At 66.0% G+C, this 17,425-nt stretch carries 17 protein-coding genes and 2 pseudogenes; 13 read left to right on the forward strand and 6 right to left on the reverse strand.

The genetic code is table 11. The features are described from left to right. Positions 1-39 precede the first annotated feature (39 nt). Both QTI51_RS34770 and map read left to right on the forward strand, forming a co-directional pair. The gene (locus QTI51_RS34770) at positions 40-330 is read left to right on the forward strand and encodes a DUF1330 domain-containing protein (RefSeq protein ID WP_116913870.1); all 291 of its coding nucleotides are present in this window, start codon (positions 40-42) and stop codon (positions 328-330) included. A 251-nt stretch (positions 331-581) separates the two neighbouring features. Beyond that, positions 582-1,373 (forward strand): type I methionyl aminopeptidase, encoded by a 792-nt coding sequence (map, locus tag QTI51_RS34775; RefSeq protein ID WP_286517549.1) that lies wholly within the window; start codon positions 582-584, stop codon positions 1,371-1,373. An 87-nt stretch (positions 1,374-1,460) separates the two neighbouring features. Here the strand turns inward: map and QTI51_RS34780 are convergent, their stop codons facing one another. The 3 genes from QTI51_RS34780 to QTI51_RS34790 form a co-directional block, all read right to left on the reverse strand. Further along, positions 1,461-2,165, reverse strand: a complete 705-nt coding sequence (locus tag QTI51_RS34780; RefSeq protein WP_286517550.1) for an HAD family hydrolase — start codon at positions 2,163-2,165, stop codon at positions 1,461-1,463. Positions 2,166-2,174: 9 nt separating this feature from the next. Next, on the reverse strand, positions 2,175-2,576 hold the full coding sequence (locus QTI51_RS34785; RefSeq protein WP_286517551.1) for a transposase: 402 nt from the start codon (positions 2,574-2,576) through the stop codon (positions 2,175-2,177). 412 nt (positions 2,577-2,988) lie between these two features. Continuing rightward, positions 2,989-4,284 carry a hypothetical protein gene (locus QTI51_RS34790; RefSeq protein WP_286517552.1) on the reverse strand — a complete coding sequence of 432 codons (1,296 nt, stop codon included), beginning with the start codon at positions 4,282-4,284 and terminating at the stop codon, positions 2,989-2,991. A gap of 457 nt (positions 4,285-4,741) precedes the next feature. Here QTI51_RS34790 and QTI51_RS34795 point away from each other — a divergent pair. Continuing rightward, positions 4,742-4,878, forward strand: a pseudogene (locus QTI51_RS34795) (ATP-binding protein); the annotation flags it as partial. Positions 4,879-5,141: 263 nt separating this feature from the next. Here the strand turns inward: QTI51_RS34795 and QTI51_RS34800 are convergent. Both QTI51_RS34800 and QTI51_RS39115 read right to left on the reverse strand, forming a co-directional pair. Further along, on the reverse strand, positions 5,142-5,993 hold the full coding sequence (locus QTI51_RS34800) for a helix-turn-helix domain-containing protein (RefSeq protein ID WP_286517554.1): 852 nt from the start codon (positions 5,991-5,993) through the stop codon (positions 5,142-5,144). Further along, positions 5,994-6,101 (reverse strand): annotated as a pseudogene (locus QTI51_RS39115) (FitA-like ribbon-helix-helix domain-containing protein); the annotation flags it as partial. Between QTI51_RS39115 and QTI51_RS34805 the strand changes: the two are divergent. Then, positions 6,100-6,504: a hypothetical protein gene (locus QTI51_RS34805; protein ID WP_286547689.1), complete on the forward strand. Its 405-nt coding sequence runs from the start codon at positions 6,100-6,102 to the stop codon at positions 6,502-6,504. The pseudogene QTI51_RS39115 and the gene QTI51_RS34805 overlap by 2 nt on opposite strands. Positions 6,505-6,607: 103 nt before the next feature. On the opposite strand, the gene QTI51_RS34810 is transcribed toward QTI51_RS34805, so the two are convergent. Next, a complete protein-coding gene (locus tag QTI51_RS34810) occupies positions 6,608-7,405 on the reverse strand; it encodes an AraC family transcriptional regulator (RefSeq protein ID WP_286517556.1) in 798 nt (265 codons plus the stop codon). Positions 7,406-7,675: 270 nt separating this feature from the next. On the opposite strand from QTI51_RS34810, the gene QTI51_RS34815 reads away from it, so the two are divergent. The 9 genes from QTI51_RS34815 to QTI51_RS34855 are packed head-to-tail and all read left to right on the forward strand — an operon-like array spanning position 7,676 to position 17,424. After that, the gene (locus QTI51_RS34815; protein WP_116913878.1) at positions 7,676-9,265 is read left to right on the forward strand and encodes an ABC transporter substrate-binding protein; all 1,590 of its coding nucleotides are present in this window, start codon (positions 7,676-7,678) and stop codon (positions 9,263-9,265) included. A 7-nt stretch (positions 9,266-9,272) separates the two neighbouring features. Then, on the forward strand, positions 9,273-10,271 hold the full coding sequence (locus QTI51_RS34820) for an ABC transporter permease (RefSeq protein ID WP_116913879.1): 999 nt from the start codon (positions 9,273-9,275) through the stop codon (positions 10,269-10,271). Positions 10,272-10,310: 39 nt separating this feature from the next. Next, positions 10,311-11,141, forward strand: a complete 831-nt coding sequence (locus QTI51_RS34825; protein WP_116913880.1) for an ABC transporter permease — start codon at positions 10,311-10,313, stop codon at positions 11,139-11,141. Positions 11,142-11,149: 8 nt separating this feature from the next. Further along, complete coding sequence (locus QTI51_RS34830) at positions 11,150-12,790, forward strand: ABC transporter ATP-binding protein (protein ID WP_286517559.1); 1,641 nt, start codon at positions 11,150-11,152, stop codon at positions 12,788-12,790. Then, entirely contained in the window at positions 12,787-14,007 is a 1,221-nt protein-coding gene (locus QTI51_RS34835; protein ID WP_286517560.1) for a serine hydrolase domain-containing protein, read from the forward strand. The genes QTI51_RS34830 and QTI51_RS34835 overlap by 4 nt, the downstream gene beginning before the upstream one ends. Then, positions 14,004-14,930 carry a 2-hydroxyacid dehydrogenase gene (locus tag QTI51_RS34840; RefSeq protein ID WP_286517562.1) on the forward strand — a complete coding sequence of 309 codons (927 nt, stop codon included), beginning with the start codon at positions 14,004-14,006 and terminating at the stop codon, positions 14,928-14,930. The genes QTI51_RS34835 and QTI51_RS34840 overlap by 4 nt, the downstream gene beginning before the upstream one ends. Positions 14,931-14,988: 58 nt before the next feature. Continuing rightward, positions 14,989-15,975, forward strand: a complete 987-nt coding sequence (locus QTI51_RS34845; RefSeq protein WP_207786856.1) for an alpha/beta hydrolase — start codon at positions 14,989-14,991, stop codon at positions 15,973-15,975. 11 nt (positions 15,976-15,986) lie between these two features. Then, a complete protein-coding gene (locus tag QTI51_RS34850) occupies positions 15,987-16,637 on the forward strand; it encodes an FMN-binding negative transcriptional regulator (protein ID WP_286517564.1) in 651 nt (216 codons plus the stop codon). 49 nt (positions 16,638-16,686) lie between these two features. After that, positions 16,687-17,424, forward strand: coding sequence for a class II aldolase/adducin family protein (locus QTI51_RS34855; RefSeq protein ID WP_116913884.1), 738 nt, complete (start codon positions 16,687-16,689; stop codon positions 17,422-17,424). The last annotated feature ends 1 nt before the right edge of the window (position 17,425 follow it).

A 17,425-nucleotide genomic window follows, 5' to 3' on the forward strand; every position in this document is an offset into this window, starting at 1 on the left:
GCGCTATATTGTTCGTTCAACAACACCAGAGAAATCACCATGGCAAAAGCCTATTGGGTCAGTGCGTACCGTGCCGTCAAGGACGCCGACAAACTCGCGGCCTACGCAAAGCTCGCCGGCCCGGCGATCACCGCCGGCGGCGGCCGCTTCCTGGCGCGCGGCCTGCCCGCCAAGACCTACGAGTTCGGCCTGACCGAACGCACCGTGCTGATCGAGTTCGACAGCGTCGAACAAGCGACCGCCACGCACGACAGCCCCGACTACAAGGCCGCGCTCGCCGCACTGGGCGACGGCGCCGAGCGGGACCTGCGGATCATCGAAGGGGTCTGAGCGACCAGGGGCGCGGCACGCGTCCTGCCGCGCCCGCGCCGTTCCTTCGGGCGTGCCGCCCCTTTCCACGCCCCTCCAGAGGCAGGCGCACGCTTTCTCAAGGCCGCATGCCTCGCATTCGACCGAACACCGCCAGATCATACGAAACATATATAATTTGTATATGTTTCATATAGAAGGTCGGCAATGAGGATCGAAGAAGGTTTTGCCCCGATGCACGAGAGCCCGCAGGGCTCGCGCGGAGCCCGCTGATGGCCCGCGACATCCGCATCAAGTCCCCCGAGCAGATCGAAAAGTCCCGGCGCGCCGCCAGGCTCGCCGCCGAGGTGCTCGCCATGATCGAACCCCATGTCGTGCCGGGGGTGAGCACCGAGGCGCTCGACCGCATCTGCCACGACCACATCGTGAACGTGCAGGGCGCCATTCCGGCGAACGTGGGGTACCAGGGCTATCCGAAGACCGTCCTCACCTCGGTCAACCAGGTGGTCTGCCACGGCATTCCGTCGCCCGAGAAGATCCTGAAGAAGGGCGACATCGTCAACATCGACGTCGCCGTCATCAAGGACGGCTGGTTCGGCGACACCAGCCGCATGTACTTCGTCGGCGCGCCGAGCGTGCTGGCGCGGCGCCTGGTCGAGACCACCTACAAAGCCATGTGCGCGGGCATTCGGCAGGTGAGGCCCGGCGCGACCCTGGGCGACATTGGCCATGCCATCCAGTCGGTGGCGCACCGCGAACATTTCAGCGTGGTACGCGAGTACTGCGGCCACGGCATCGGCGAGGTCTATCACGAAGACCTGCAGGTGCTGCATTACGGCCAGCGCGGCGAAGGGCTCACGCTGGAGCCGGGCATGGTCTTCACCATCGAGCCCATGCTCAACGCGGGCAAGCGCGACACCCGGCAATTGCCCGACGGCTGGACGGTCGTGACGAAGGACCGTTCGCTGTCCGCGCAGTGGGAACACATGGTGGCGGTGACGCCCGAGGGGTACGAGGTGCTGACGGCGTGGCCTGGAGGCACGGGGCAGTACGCGGCGATTTGATCGCTCGGCCTGGAGGATCGAGCCGACGCGTCCACATGACCAACCCGTACCGCACAAGACCTTCCGAAGCGCGCGCAGTGCGCTCGGTCAACACGCCAGCAGCTCCCAGACCTCCGACAAGCACGCCACGCGCAAGCGCGGTTCCGGCTGGTCGCTCGGCCAATCGTGAAAGCCCTCGAGCCACACCGCCTGCATGCCCGCGCTCACCGCACCCACGATGTCGTTCACCGGGTGGTCGCCGACGTACCAGCAGTCGCGTGCGTCAAGCCCGGCCTCCGCGGCAGCCTGGAGAAAGATTCGTGGGTCCGGCTTCCTGAAGCCCGAGCGCTCCGAACTCAGCAGCGAGCCAACGGCATCGCCGAACCCCAGCGCATCGACGGTGGCCTTGCGCGAACGCTCCGCGCCGTTCGTCACGATCCCGACGTGGAACCCCTGTTCATTCAATTGCCGCAAGAGCTTCGACGCTCCCGGCATCTCGACCGCGTGCTGCGGAAAGTGTCCGGCCCAGTGGGCACGAAGCTGTTGCGCCGACGGCGCGCTTTTCCACCGCAGCCCACTTCCGTTCGCAAGCGCAAAACCTATCGCTTCCTGAATGGAAGCAAACCGACTGCCTGGCGGCAGATAGCCTCCGCAGTCCTCTTTCGTAATGATCGACGCGACAAGCTCGCCCGACGTTTCCACGTCGAGCGCTCCGGCGAAATCCGCCGCGAACTGGCGCGCGTAGGAAGCGATGCTGCGCGCTCGATGCGTGAGCGTGTTGTCCAGGTCGAAGAAGACGGCACGAGGATTCATGGCCACGTGTTACGCCCGAGGCGCCTTCGCAATGAACGCCTGCTTGTCATCGCGATTGAACCCCGCCGCCTCATAGAACCGAAACGTCGCCTCATCCTTCCTGCCGGTCATCAACATGACCTTGTAGCGTTGAAGCTCAATGCGGATGTCGGTCTGCAGTTGCGGTGCAGGCAACTTCAGGGGGACGAACTCAGGGGGCGGCGGCGGCCTGGCAGGTGCAGCGGCAGACTCAGGCTGCTCGGCACAGTTGACCCACCGGCGAAGCATGTTGGCGTTGAGCCCGTTGGCCAGCGCGATCGCCGCGCTCGACACGCCAGGCTGCTGGCAGGCCCGGATGAGTTCGGCCTTGAACTCGGCGCTGTGCTTGCGCCTGCGGCGCCGCCCGGCTGGCTCCAAAACAGAAGTGTCCACGTGTCCGCGAAGAAGTTAAGTGGAGTAGAGCCTCCTATGGAGCGAAGACGGGATCAAGATGACTTTGCCGGACGCATACCCGCATCCTGCCTAGTACGAGGTTCGAGAGGGGGCTGATGGTGTCAGCACATATCGCTCAAGCCCGGGCGCCTTGGACGATCGACGTAGTCGCAGAGAACTGTGGCGCGTCGTCCTTGGTCATGACAAACCCCTGGTAGGGCAGTGGCCCTTCTTCAGGGCGGCATCGGCATGCCGCTCAGGAGAAGCGCTACCGCGCCAGCAAGCCTGCGAACTCTTCCTGGAAGGTTGCTTCTATCGGTCCCGCCTCAGAGGTCCCGATGACCGCCAACCGAGGAGCATCCCGGCGAGGGCGCTGGCAAATGACGCACGCGGGACGCCTTGCGATTCGGGCCTAAGCGGCACGGTGCCAGCTTTCAAGCGAGCGCTCCGCCGCAGCCAAGTGCCTTCCCAGTGTGCGCCCATCAGCTTTGAACGCGAACTCTTGAAGGAGCAGCTCGCGAAGCTTTCGCATGTCCTCTTCCAAAGCATGTCGCTGGTCGGGGTCAGGACGAAGAATCGCTTGCATAGAAAAGACGCCCACTCCGTAGATGGCCAGCAACTCGGCGTCGGACACTTCCTCCTCGGTCGAGGAGGTCATGAGTAGTTCGCGCAGCAAGTCCCGTACGGAATCAAGATGGGTTTTGATTCCGGACCGACGGCGACATAGACCGATCAGCCGTGTCAGCAGCAGTCCCGCCTGCTTGTGAAAAATGACCGCTGGAGCCGCCATATCATCGTGTTGAATGCTGAGGCGCGGTATCGGTTCAGGCTTTGGAATAGGTTGCCCTTCCATCGGACTGCTGAAGCGCGATGTCGCGGAGGCGGACTCTCCTGTCCAATGGTCAGCAGTACATGAGGGAAGTGCATCGACCGCAGCGACCAAGGGCCCAACTGGTACGCCATTGAATGCGTGGCTAACGAAATAGATTTGCGTCCCATCTTGCGGCAGGGAGTTGTACATTCCCTTCCAAGTGGGCTTGACGATGACTCGGAAATGGCCGACCGCCCACCTCTCCCGAGCCCGTTGCTCGCGCTCACCAATCGCTTTCTCGTATGGCTCGTCGATGAACAGGTAGCGACGCGTCGAAGGTTCAAACCAGATGCTTGGATGGTCGGAGTGCGGCACACAATTGCGTGAGTCTCCCTTCGGATAGGCACGGCCAAAGCTCGCAGAGGGCCGTAGCCTGGTGGCATCGATGAAATAGAAAGCCCGTGCCGCAGCGCATGCGTGCTCACGAGCCTCTTTTTGATCAGCACACAGGTACCGCCCTTCGAGATGATCGGGCGCCATCGGGAACAGATCATGTAGTGCGCAGTTATGGCTCAGCTGTGGCACCGTGATCAAGGACGCCCAAGTGGCCGCAAGCTGAATTGTGAGGGTCTCGCGGCCTCGCTCACCGGTCTCCTTGTTCTTCCAGTAGAACGTGAGATAGAGCAGATGCAAGTTCGTCCGCGTGCCCGTCCGCAGCAGCGCAGTGTTCGCATGAGCAGTCAGCGTTCGCTGCGCGTGAGCGTAGTTCTGGAAATTTGCCGCCTGCGCTGCGCTGTCTAGAGCCTCATTGTGCGAAGCGCCCGTGGCGTGCTTGATCTTTCGGGCGAAGCTCTTGATGCCGCCGATCGATGACGGGACTTGGGAAATCATGGACATGTCCGTTCTCCATGGTCCATACCGAAAACGTCGCCCGCCACCGTCTCCACATGGACCTTGAGAAAAGTCATGCCAGGAGTTTGAGAATTGAAGGCAACACTCTCTGAGCTGCGCTGCTGCGGGCGGCGTGCCGTTGCCAAAGGCATAGAAATACTAACCGCTTTTGGTCACAAGCGTCAAAAACGCAGATCCTTCCTGGGCGACACCAAGTGCATAGGACCGACGCGTCGGAAGCGAACATGGCGATGCGCGAGCACGCGGATATGCAGGTTTGGACCCGCCATTCAACCCATCTTCGGCGACCGCGCCGGGGACGTCGTGCACTTTTTGAACGCATGGTCCAAGCTGACAGTTGCAATCGCGGCACCGCCCAAGACGTTGTGCCGTCTAACGACACGCGCATCAGGAGCAGGATCGCTTTGCCAACAAGGCCGATATGGCGCAACAACCTCAGCATGTGTTCGGCGACGCCAAGATGACCACGGCGCTGCTGGATCGCTTGACGATCACTGCCACATCATCGAAACGGGCAACGAGTCTTACCGCTTCCGTCACAGCACGCACGAGGCCCAGGGGGCGCATCAAGACGCGCGAGCAGACAAGGAAGGCAGCGGCGGCCCAGGTGAGCGAGACCGGAGGAAGGGGCCTCGCCTGACGGCTCGGGAATACCAACAACCAGTTCAAGAAAAGGAGGACCTACCGAGGCATCCAACCCATAGTTATCCACAGCTAGCTCCTACCGAACCAGCTCCAGCCCCTGGTCAATGTTCGACTGGCACCGCTGATCTCGATTGCACGGGCGCTAACACCAGTCCGAACCCTCGACAGATTGACCAATTGCGCGCCCGCGAAATTCTTCAGGCCGTATGGGCTTCGCTGGACATCGCGGCCGCCATGTCGCCTCGCTTGATTGCATCCAGCTGCGTGCTCAACCGATCGTTGCGCGCGATGGCTCTGACGATGCGCTCGCAAAGTTCCTTCCAGCCCTTCCAGTAAGTGTTTTTCGCGTACATCGACTGGTCCCATGCGTCCTCCCACCAAGGCGTCTTCTCGCAGTCGCGCAGGAGGGTCAGTGCGTTGACCTGACCCGACGTCATCTGTTTGTACGTGTTGGGCTGCGCGAGGTAGCTGAACACCATGAAATGGCGGCTTCCGCGGGTATAGCGCTTGTAGAGAAGCGCTAGCGTTACCCACAGGTGGGTCAGCATGGATTCGCCGCCGTTGCCGATTTCTTCGCTGACGTGGATGCCGGTGGCAAAGACCTTGAACTGGTGCCGCGTGCTTTCCTTGATGACCAGCAGCGAGCCTGTTTTGGAGGCTTCGCGCACCAGGTGGATGGCGTCGATGGGTTCACCGTCTTCCCATTCGCTCAACCAGGTCGCGGCTTCGACGGCGTCTTCGGGTAGCCGGTGATTTTCGATGGGAAACATGGTGTTGTTCCCGTGCTTGATCCATCCCGGCGACACGGCGAAGAGCTTGGCCAGCGCGTCCAGCTGCGCAAATGTTGGCTCGGCTCGGCCGAGGAACCACTTTTCGACTTCGCCTGCACGTTCCTCGCCCATCTTCTCTGCGATCTCGGAGGGTCTGAGGGTCTTGCCGGTGTTTTCGTCGTTCAGTTGCTCGAGGAGGCGCATGAGCCGGGTTCCGACTTCGGCGGATCGCTTGCTCTGCTCGGCCTCGATCGCGATCGGTTCGACCCAGGCGCTCAACGCTTGGCGGGCCTCTGCTTCAACAGACCTATCGTGTCGCACGGCGGAGGCCTCCAAGTTGTCTAGGACGCTTTTGGGGATCCCTCGGATTACCATTCTTCCAAGCATGATTGTTCGATGTGGTTGCAATGTGATCAGTCTAGTTCATTTTGATAGCGTTTTGTCTATTTTCGGTTGGTCGAATTTCGCGGGCGAGAAATTTAGGGGCGTCGCCGGCAAACTGGCCGCGATGTGGTGCTGCGCGTCTCCCATTCGGCTTCCATCGATGGCACGCTGGCCGCAGCACTGTCCAGCGTCAAGGGCGTGGGGCGCGGCAACGGTCTCCACGCGGTTGCTGGAAGAAACGCTCACGCAATTGCACTCGTTGCTGTGCTATTGCCATGACCACGGTCACCCGGCGCAGGAAGACGCGGGCCCCGAGCATCGCAACAACGTTTTCTGGCTGGCGTCCGAGCTGGCGCGCAAAGCGGCGGAGCTGTTCCAGCAGTGCGCGCTGCGCGCAGGCACTTAAGTAGCCAACGCGCAGGGCGCCCTTTCGATGGGCGCCCTCTTGCTGTCTTTTTTGCTGTCCTTTTTTGCTGGGCCCTTTTCCTGGCCGCAGCCCGCTTTCCAGCTCAGCCCATGTCCAGGTCGCACCGCCCCAGGTAGTGCTTGGGCGTCTTGCCCATCACGCGACGGAACATCGCGGTGAAAGCGCTCGGGCTCTCGTACCCCAGGTCCATCGCCACCGTGGTCACCGGCGTGTCCATGGCCAGCCTGCGCAAGGCCTCCATCAACCGCACCTGCTGGCGCCACATGGTGAAGGTGATGCCCGTCTCGTCGCGGAACAGCCGCGTGAGCGTGCGCCGCCCCAGCGCGCCGAAGCGCGCCCAGTACTCCAGGTCGCCCTCGCTGCCCGGGTCGTCCAGCAGCGCGCGGCAAATGCGCAGCAGCCGCGCGTCTTGCGGCATGGGCACGTGCAGCGGCACCTTGGGCGCCGCGCAAATCTCGTCGAGTATGAGCCGCATCACCCGGCCGTCTCGCCCCGCTTCGTCGTACAGCAAGGGAATGCCGATGGCGTCGATGACCAGCTGGCGCATCAGCGGCGACACCTCGATCACGCAGCACTCCGTGGGCAGGTTGGGCGAGGCGTCGGGCTGTATGTAGAGCGAGCGGTTCGACACCGCCTGCCCGCGCGCATGCATTTCATGCACCACGCCGCCCGGCACCCACACCGCTCGGTTGGGCGGCACCAGCCAGGCGCCCGTGGGCGTGTGCAGCGTGAAGGTGCCCTTCACCGCATACGCAAGCTGCGCGCGCGGGTGCGAATGCGAGGGCACGATGAGAGACGGTTCGGGGTCATGCTCGACCACGATCATCGATACCGGCCTCGGAATGGACTGGTAGGCGTGGAAAGTGTTGCTTCGAATCATGCGGTTCCTGGCCTGCTGGAGGAGCCACGGTTGGTGGCTGCGACCCATCGGCTTGGCCATCGCGCTTCCCCCGTATGCAGGGGAAGGTAGTCATGCAAGACATGTGCCACTGATCGGCACCGCCAAGGTGCCCGTGCGGATGGCCCGCGCGGAACAGAACTCGGCTCGATCCCTGCAAACACGCGGGGGCCCCTTCCCTAAACTGAAATTCGCAATTCGGGGCGCCCCGTGCGGCTCGCCAGTGACTCCAACTCTCCTCTGAGGACCTTCATGCAGAAACGCGACTTCAACAAGTTCCTGATGGCCGCCGGCGCCATGGGCCTGCTCGACCTCAACCTGGGCATCACGCTCGCGCACGGCCAGACCCGCGGCGGCACGCTCAACTCCATCGTGCAGCCGGAGCCGCCCATCCTGAACCTGGCCATCAGCCAGCTCACGCCCACGCAGATGGTGGCGGGCAAGATCTTCCTAAGCCTGCTGACCTACGACACGAACCTGAAGCCGCTGCCCAGCCTGGCCAAGAGCTGGACGATCTCTCCCGACGGCAAGACCTACACCTTCAACCTCGAGCGCAACGTGAAGTGGCACGACGGCAAGCCGCTCACGGCCGACGACGTGCTCTACACGGTGAAAGAATTCCTGCCCGTCACGCACCCGCGCGCCAAGGCGCTGTTCGGTCGCTGCGAGTCGATCACCGCGCCCGACCCGTACACGGTGGTCTTCAAGCTGCAGCAGCCGTTCGCGCCCTTCATCGGCGCCTTCGACATCTCCAACCTGCCGGTGATGCCCAAGCATGTGTATGCGGGCACCGACGTCACGAAGAACCCGGCCAACCTGGCGCCCATCGGCTCGGGCCCGTTCAAGCTCAAGGAATGGGTGCGCGGCTCGCACATTCACCTGGTGCGCAACGACGAGTACTTCAAGCCCGGCCTGCCGTACCTGGACGCGATCATCTACCGCGTGGTGCCCGACGGCGCCTCGCGCGCGCTCGCACTGGAAAACGGCACGGTGCAACTCACGCAGTGGACCGACCTGGAGCTGTTCGACGCGCAGCGCCTGGGCAAGAAGTCGAACCTGGCGGTGACCACCAAGGGCTATGAATACTTCGCGCCCATCATGTGGCTGGAGATCAACAACCGCACCGCGCCGCTGAACGACAAGCGCTTTCGCCAGGCGGTGATGCACGCCATCGACCGCAACTTCATCAAGGACAAGATCCTGTACGGCTTCGGCAAGGTCGCCACCGGCCCCGTCAACTCCAAGACCAAGTACTACGAGCCCAACGTGCGCAAGTACGACTTCTCCATCGAGAAGGCCAAGGCCCTGCTCGACGAGATGGGCCTGAAGCCCGACGACAAGGGCATTCGCGCCCGCGTGAAGCTGCCGGTGTCGCCCTACGGCGAGATGGTGCAGCGCTCTTGCGAGTACATCCGCCAGTGCCTGGCCAAGGTGGGCATCGCGGTGACGCTGGAGTCGACCGACCCGGGCAGCTACACGCAGCGCATCAGCAACTGGGACTACGACATGAACCTGTCGTGGCTCTACCAGTTCGGGGACCCGGCGCTGGGCGTCACGCGCAACTACGTCAGCTCGAACATCCGCAAGATTTTGTTCACCAACACGGTGGGCTATTCGAACCCCGAGGTCGACCGCATCGCGGAGGCGGCGGCGGTGGAAATCGACGAGGCCAAGCGCGGCGCGCTGTACAGCCAGATGCAGAAGCTCATCGTCGAAGACGTGCCCATCGCCTGGCTGGTGGAAATGGAATTCCCGACCATCTACGACAAGCGCATCCAGAACCTGGTGACCACGGCCATCGGCATCCACGAGAGCTTCGACACCGTGTCGTTCAAGGCCTGACGCGCACATGAAAGTCCAATGGCTGGGCGGGCTGGGCGTGCTGGGTTCGCTCGGCGCGCGGCTCGCAAAAATGGTGGCGGTGGTGCTGCTCATCGCCGTCTTCAATTTCCTGCTGGTGCGCGCCGCGCCGGGCGACCCGGCGCTGGTGATCGCCGGGCAGTCGGGCGCCACCGACGAGGCCTTCCTGGCGCGCGTTCGCAAGGACTACGGGCTCGACAAGCCCGTCGCCACGCAGCTCGCGACCTACCTGGGCAAGGTGGTCACGCTCGACCTGGGCTACTCGTACCGCCAGCAGCGCACGGTGGCCAGCGCCATTCTGGAGCGGCTGCCCGCCACGCTGCTGCTCACGCTGTCGGCCTTCGCCATCTCTCTCGTGGGCGGCGTGGTGCTGGGCGCGCTGGCCGGCGTGCGCGCGGGGCGCCCTTCGGACACGCTCATCAGCCTGCTGGCGCTGGTGATCTACGCCACGCCGGTGTTCTGGCTGGGGCTGATGCTGGTGCTGCTGTTCTCGGTGCAGCTGGGCTGGCTGCCGGCCTTCGGCTACGAGACCATCGGCGTCACCATGAGCGGCTGGGCCGCGGTGACCGACAAGCTGGTGCACCTGGTGCTGCCGGCCTTCACGCTGGGCATGCTGTACCTGGCGATCTACGCGCGGCTGATGCGCTCGTCGATCATCGAGGTGAGCCACCAGGACTACGTGAAGACGGCGCGCGCCAAGGGCGCCTCCGACAGCCGCATCCTGTGGCGCCACATGCTGCGCAACGCGCTGCTGCCGGTGGTGACCATGGCGGGCGTGCAGGCCGGCACGCTCATCGGCGGCTCGGTGGTCATCGAGACGGTGTTCGCCTGGCCCGGCCTGGGCCGCCTCACGTACGACGCCGTGCTGCAGCGCGACTACCAGGTGATGCTGGGCATCTTCCTGGTGCTTTCCGTTCTCGTCATCGCCTTCAACTGGCTGACCGATCTGCTGTACCGCGTGATCGACCCTCGAATCAAGGCCGCGTGAGCGCCAGACAAGCGCTGCACACGCCTCTACAAGCCCCCAATGAAAGCCACTCTGCGTTCTTTTCTTCGCCACCCGAGCGGCATGCTCGGCCTGGTGATACTGCTGGCCGTCGTCGTGCTGGCGCTGACCGCGCCGGTGTTCTTCCCCGGCGACCCCTGGGACACCTCCGCCGCGCCCTTCACGCCGCCGGGCACCGACGGCCTGCTGCTGGGCAGTGACAGCCTGGGGCGCGACATTGCCTCGGGCATTGCGCACGGCACGCGCGTGTCGCTCATGATCGGGCTGGCCTCCACGCTGGTGGCGCTGGTCATCGGCGTGGTGGTGGGGGCCCTGTCGGGCTACCTGGGCGGGCGCATCGGCGAGGCGCTGATGCGCTTCACCGAGCTGTTCCAGACCATTCCGGCGTTCATGCTGTGCATCCTGCTGGTGGCCATCCTGGAGCCTTCGATCCGCACCATCGTGATCGCCATCGCGCTGGTGAGCTGGCCGCAGGTGGCGCGCCTCACGCGCGGCGAGTTCCTGAGCCTGAAGGAGCGCGAGTTCGTGCAGGCCGCGCGCTGCCAGGGCGAGTCGCCGCTGTCGCTCATCGTGCGCTACATCCTGCCGAACGCGCTGTCGCCCATCATCGTGGCGGGCTCGCTGAGCATCGCCAGCGCCATCCTCATCGAGAGCGCGCTGAGCTTCATGGGGCTGGGCGACCCCAACCTCATGAGCTGGGGTTTCATGATCGGCGCGGCGCGCACCATGCTGCGCCAGGCGTGGTGGATGAGCTTTTTCCCCGGCCTGGCCATCCTGCTGACGGTGCTGGCCATCAACCTCGTGGGCGAAGGCCTGAACGACGTGCTCAACCCACGAATCTCGCGCAAGTGACCACGCTCATGACGACACCTTCCGCTCCCCTGCTGTCGATCCAGGACCTCTCCATCGTGCTGCCCAGCTCCGGCGACCGCAGCTACGCGGTCGACCGGCTCTCGCTGGACATCGCCGAGAACGAAATCGTGTGCCTGGTCGGTGAGTCCGGCTCGGGCAAGTCGATGACGGCGCACGCCATCCTCGGGCTGCTGCCGCCGCGCGTGAAGCTCGACGCCAAGAGCCGCGTGCTGCTCGAAGGCGCCGACCTCACCAGGCTCGACGCGGCCGGCATGCGCAAGCTGCGCGGCGAGCGCATCGCCATGGTGTTCCAGGAGCCGATGAGCGCGCTCAACCCGCTGCAGCGCATCGGCGCGCAGGTGGCCGAGGCGCTGCAGCTGCACAACACGGCGGGCCTGGCGGCCTCGGCCATCGAGGAGCGCTGCATCGCGCTGATCGAGGCGGTGGGCCTGCCCGCGCCGCGGCAGATCGTGCGCAGCTACCCGTTCCAGCTCTCGGGCGGACAGCGCCAGCGCGTGATGATCGCCATGGCCCTGCTGAACAACCCGCGCCTGCTGCTGGCCGACGAGCCCACCACCGCGCTGGACGTGACCACGCAGCGCCAGATTCTCGACCTGATCCAGAAGCTGCAGGCCGAGCGCCGCATGGGCGTGCTCTTCATCACGCACGACTTCGGCGTGGTGGCCGACATTGCCGACCGCGTGGTGGTGATGCGCCACGGCCGCGTGGTGGAGCACGGCACGCGCGACGAGGTGCTGCGCAACCCGCAGCACGAGTACACGCGCAAGCTCATCGACGCGGTGCCGGGCCGCCAGGCGCGCAGCACGCCACTGCGCACGCGCACCGAGCCGCTGCTGAAGATCTCGCAGCTGCGCAAGACCTTCGTGTCGAAGTCGGGCATGTTCGCGCCGCCGCGCACCGTGGTGGCGGCCGACGGCATCGACCTGGCCATCGAAGAGGGCGAAACCGTGTCGGTGGTCGGTGAATCGGGCTCGGGCAAGTCCACGCTCGGGCGCATGGTGATGCGGCTGATGACGCCCGACAGCGGCGACATCGCCTTCGCGGGCCGCTCCATCCTGTCGCAGGACGCCGCGGCGCTGCGCGAATACCGGCGCCAGGTGCAGATCATTTTCCAGGACCCCTTCGCCTCGCTGAACCCGCGCCAGAAGGTGGGCGACGCCATAGCGCGCGGCCCGATGATCTTCGGCACCCCGCGCGCCGAAGCCCTGAAGATGGCCGCCGCGCTGCTCGAGCGCGTGGGGCTGGGCGCCTCGGCCGTGGGCCGCTTTCCGCACGAGTTCTCGGGCGGGCAACGCCAGCGCATATCGATTGCACGCGCGCTGGCGCTGAAGCCGCGCCTGCTCATCGCCGACGAGGCCGTGTCGGCGCTGGACGTGTCGATTCAGTCGCAGGTGCTGGCGCTGCTGGCGGAGCTGAAGGCCGAGCTGGGGCTGACGATGATGTTCATCACGCACGACCTGCGCGTGGCCGCCGAGATTTCGAACTCGGTGGTGGTGATGCGCAAGGGCCAGATCGTGGAGCGCGGCGCGCCGGGGCAGCTGTTCAGCGCGCCGCAGCACGACTACACGCGGCAGCTGCTCGGCGCGATGCCGGGCCTCGACTACTTCGAACACAAGCTCGCGGCATGACGGCGCCTGTGGAACTGGGCTGGCGCATGGGTGCGCCCCGCCTGTCGGAAGACCCCGATGCCTGGTCGGCACCGCGGGTGCGCGAACGCTTCAGCGCCCTGCGCGAGAGCGAGCCCACCGCGCAGGTGTGGCGCGGCGACGGGCCCGCGAGCGAGCTGCCGTATGCGCTGCGCGACGACATCGACGCGGTGGTCTTCACGCCGCTGGGCGGCACCGCCTCCATGGCACAGATGGCACCGATGACCTGGCGCCAGTCGCTGGCCGCCAACCACACCGACGGCATCGTGGTGCTGCACAAGGGCCGCATCGTCTACGAGCACTACGACGGCCCGCTGCAGCCGCACACGCCGCATGTGTGCATGTCGGTCACCAAGTCGCTGGTGGGCACGCTGGCCGCCGCCGAGATGGTGGCCGGCCGCATCGACCCCGACGCGCTGGTGACCGCCTACGTGCCCGAGCTGGAGGCCAGCGCCTGGGGCAACGCCACCGTGCGCCAGGTGATGGACATGACCACCGCGCTCGAATACGACGAGGACTACACGCGCCCCGGCGCCGAGGTGTGGTCGTACCTGCGCGCGGCCGGCCAGCTGCCGCGCGAGCCCGGCGTGATCGACCCCGCGGGCATTCGTGCCTTCCTGTGCACGGTGCAGCGCAACGACTGGCACGGCGAGGCCTTCGCGTACAAGACCGTCAACACCGAGGTGCTGGCCTGGGTGCTGTGCAACGTGACCGGGCAAACGCTGCAGCAGCTGGTGCAGGAGCGCCTGTGGCGGCCCATGGGCGCGGAGCACGACGCGTACTTCGGCGTCGACGGCAAGCGCCTGGCCGGCGCGGGCGGCGCCTTCAACGGCACGCTGCGCGACATGGCGCGCTTCGGCGAGGTGATGCGCGGCAACGGCTTCTTCAACGGCCGCCAGATCGTGCCCGAGGCGGCCGTGGCCGACATTCGCCAGGGCGCAGCCCCCGCGCACTTCGCGCGTGCCGGCTACGCGCTGCTGAAGGGCTGGAGCTACCGCCACATGTGGTGGGTGACGCACAACGCCCACGGCGCGTACTGCGCGCGCGGCATCCACGGCCAGGGCATCTACATCGACCCCGTGGCCAAGATGACCATCGCGCGCTTCGCCTCGCACCCCCGGGCCGGCAACGCCGGGCTCGACCCCACCACCCTGCCGGCGTACCACGCGCTGGCGCAGCACCTTCTCGCCACCCCATGACCACCGTTGCACTGCTGAGCCGTTCCGCCGACCTCGACTTCCTGCGCCCGCTGCTGCTGGCCGCCGACCCCACGCTGGACATCGCCACCTGGCCCGACCCGCGCTGCCTCGACGCCGAGGTGGCCGCCTGCTGGCAGTCGCCGCCGGACATCTACGCGCGCATGCCGAACCTGAAGCTGGTGCACAGCATTGCCGCGGGTGTGGACAACGTGGTGGCCGGGCAGGACCTGCGCGGCCTGCCGGTGTGCCGCGTGGTCGACCCGCTGCTGGCCGACGGCATGCTGCAGTTCGTGCTGTGGGGCGTGCTGCACTTTCACCGCAAGCTCGACCAGGCGATGGCCAGCCAGCGCCAGCAGCAATGGAAGCGCCCGCTGCAGACGCCCGCGTCGTCCTGCCGCGTGGGGCTGATGGGCCTGGGCGAGCTGGGCGGGCACATTGCCTCGTACCTGCCCTCGCTGGGCTACGCGGTGAGCGGCTGGGCGCGCAGCGCGCGCGAGCTGCCGGGCGTGACGGTGTTCAGCGGCGAGGCGGGGCTGCAGCCCTTCCTGGCGCAGACCGACGTGCTGGTGTGCCTGTTGCCGCTCACGCCGGAGACGCGCGGCATCCTGAACGCGCGCACCTTCGCGGCGCTGCCCCGGGGCAGCACGCTCATTCACTGCGGGCGCGGCGAGCACCTGGTCGAGGCCGACCTGCTGGCCGCGCTGGACAGCGGCCATCTGCGCGGCGCCGTGATCGACGTGTTCGAGCAGGAGCCGCTGCCGGCCGACAACCCGCTGTGGACCGCGCCGGGCGTGGTCGTCACGCCGCACATGGCGACCATGGCCGCCTTCGACGTGGTCGCCTCGCAGATTGCGCGCAACGTGGCGCAGCTGCGCGCGGGCGCGCCGCTTTTCAACCAGGTGGACATGGCGCGCGGGTACTGAGCGCCTGTTCGTCGTTTCTTTTTCCCTCCCTTTTCTGTAGCCCAACAAGCAACGCACCATGACCCAACTCGACCCCGCATTCGCCGCTTCGATGGAGGGCGCCGCGCCCGCGCCGCTCGACCCTCAGGTCCGCGACTTCGCGCAACGCATGGCCGCCGACGCCTCGAAGTACCCGCGCCGCGACACCGTCTCGATGGCCGAAGGCCGCGACATTGCCGAGAAGGTGCGCGCGCCCTGGACCGAAGGCGGCCCGAAGATGGCGCGCACCGTGAACCGCATGATTCCGACGCGCCACGGCGAGATCGAGATGCGCGTGCACTACCCCGCCGAGGTGAAGATGCCCGGCGTGTTCCTGTACATCCACGGCGGCGGCTTCGTGCTGTTCAGCATCGACACCCATGACCGCCTGATGCGCGAGTACGCGCAGCGCGCGGGCATCGTGGTGGTGGGCATCAACTACACGCGTGCGCCCGAGGCGCGCTTTCCGCAGCCCATCGAGGAGTGCGTGGACACGGTGACCTGGCTGCTGGCCAACGCGGCCGAGATCGGCTTCGACCCGGCGCAGTTCTTCATCGGCGGCGACTCGGCCGGCGGCAACCTGTCGCTGAACACCTGCCTGCACTTTCGCGACCACGGCGCGAGCCCCATCAAGGGCATGGTGCTGAACTACACCGGCTTCAGCACCAACCTGTACCGCGACTCGGTGGTGCGCTACGGCGCGGGCGACTACGGCCTCTCGCTGCACATGATGGTCTGGTTCTACCGCAACTACCTGCGCCGCACGGAAGACTTCACCGACCCGCGCATGAACCTGCTGGCCGCGCAGCTCGAAGGCATTCCGCCGGCGTTCATGGTCATCACCGAGTGCGACCCGCTGTACGACGACAACATCGACATGGTGGAGAAGATGAAGGCCGCCGGCGTGCAGGTGGAGGCCAAGGTCTACAAGGGCACGGTGCACAGCTTTCTGGAGGCGGTGTCCATCGCCGACGTGGCCGGCGTGGCCTTCGACGACACCGCGGCCTGGCTGCACCGCCACGCCTGAGGACCGCGCCGATGTACACGCCCCCGGCCTATGCCGAGCAAGACGAGGTGCTGCTGCGCGCGCGCATGCGCGAATGGAGCTTTGCCACGCTGGTGACGCACGGTGACAACGGCCTGAACGCCACGCACCTTCCTTTCCTGGTGGACGAGGAGGGCCCGGAGGGAACCGCCCACATGCACGGCCTGCTCACCACCCACCTGGCGCGCGGCAACCCGCAGTTCCACGACCTGAAGGCCGGCGCGCCGGCGCTGGTGATCTTCCAGGGGCCGCATGCCTTCATCTCGCCGAGCTGGTACGAGAACCGCATGACCTTCCCGACCTGGAACTACACCGCCATCCACGTGCAGGGCACGCCCGAGGTGGTGGAAGACGCCGACGCCATCCGCGCGGTGCTGGAGCGCACCGTGGCCACCTACGACACGCCGCTGGGCGGCGACTGGTCGTTTCCCGGCGTGCCGGCCGACTACACCGCGCTGCGCCTGAAGGCGATTGCCGCGGTGCGCATTCCCATCGCGCGCATCGAGGGAAAGATGAAGCTCAACCAGGACAAGCCGGTGGCCGACCGCCTCGGCGTGATCGCCGCGCTGGAGCGCCAGGGCGACGCGCAGAGCCTGGCGGTGGCCGCGCTCATCCGGCAGCAGCCTGGCATCGCCGCCACCTGACAACGCACATCACGCTCCTCACGCCTTCAAGCACCTACCGACCCGACCCATGACAAGCACAGAGACACTCCCCGTCGAGGACGCCGAAGCCCGCACGCGCCACGACCTGGCCGCGCTGTACCGGCTGATCGCGCACTTCAAGATGACCGACCTGGTCGACACGCACATCAGCGCGCGCATTCCGGGCACGCCCGACCACTTCCTCATCAACCGCTACGGCGTGCTGTTCCACGAGATGCAGCCGCACGACCTGGTGAAGATCGACCCGAGCGGCAAGGCCGTGAACGCCGACGAGGCACCGCAGCGCGTGAACGCGGCGGGCTTCACCATCCACTCGGCCGTGCACATGGCGCGCCACGACCTGGCCTGCGTCATTCACACGCACACGGCCGACGGCATCGCGGTGTCGTGCATGGAAGAGGGGCTGCTGCCCATCACCCAGCACGCGCTGAAGTTCTACGGCCACCTGGGCTACCACGACTACGAGGGCATCGCGCTGGACCTGGACGAGCGCGAGCGGCTGGTGAAGAGCCTGGGCGAGCACCGCGTGATGATCCTGCGCAACCACGGCCTGCTGGCCGCGGGGCGCAGCATTGCCGAGGCCTTCCTGAACATCTACTTCCTGGAGCGGGCGTGCCAGGCGCAGGTGAAGGCGCTGAGCGGTGGGCGCAAGCTGAGCATGCCTTCGCAGGCGGTGTGCGAGCGCACGGCGGCGCAGTTCAACCGCGGCGAGGGGCTGGCGCACGCGCAGTTCGCGTGGGAGTCGGCGCTGCGGCTGATCGACTGAA

The sequence above is a fragment of the Variovorax sp. J22G73 genome, from assembly GCF_030317035.1.
GTDB lineage: Bacteria > Pseudomonadota > Gammaproteobacteria > Burkholderiales > Burkholderiaceae_C > Variovorax.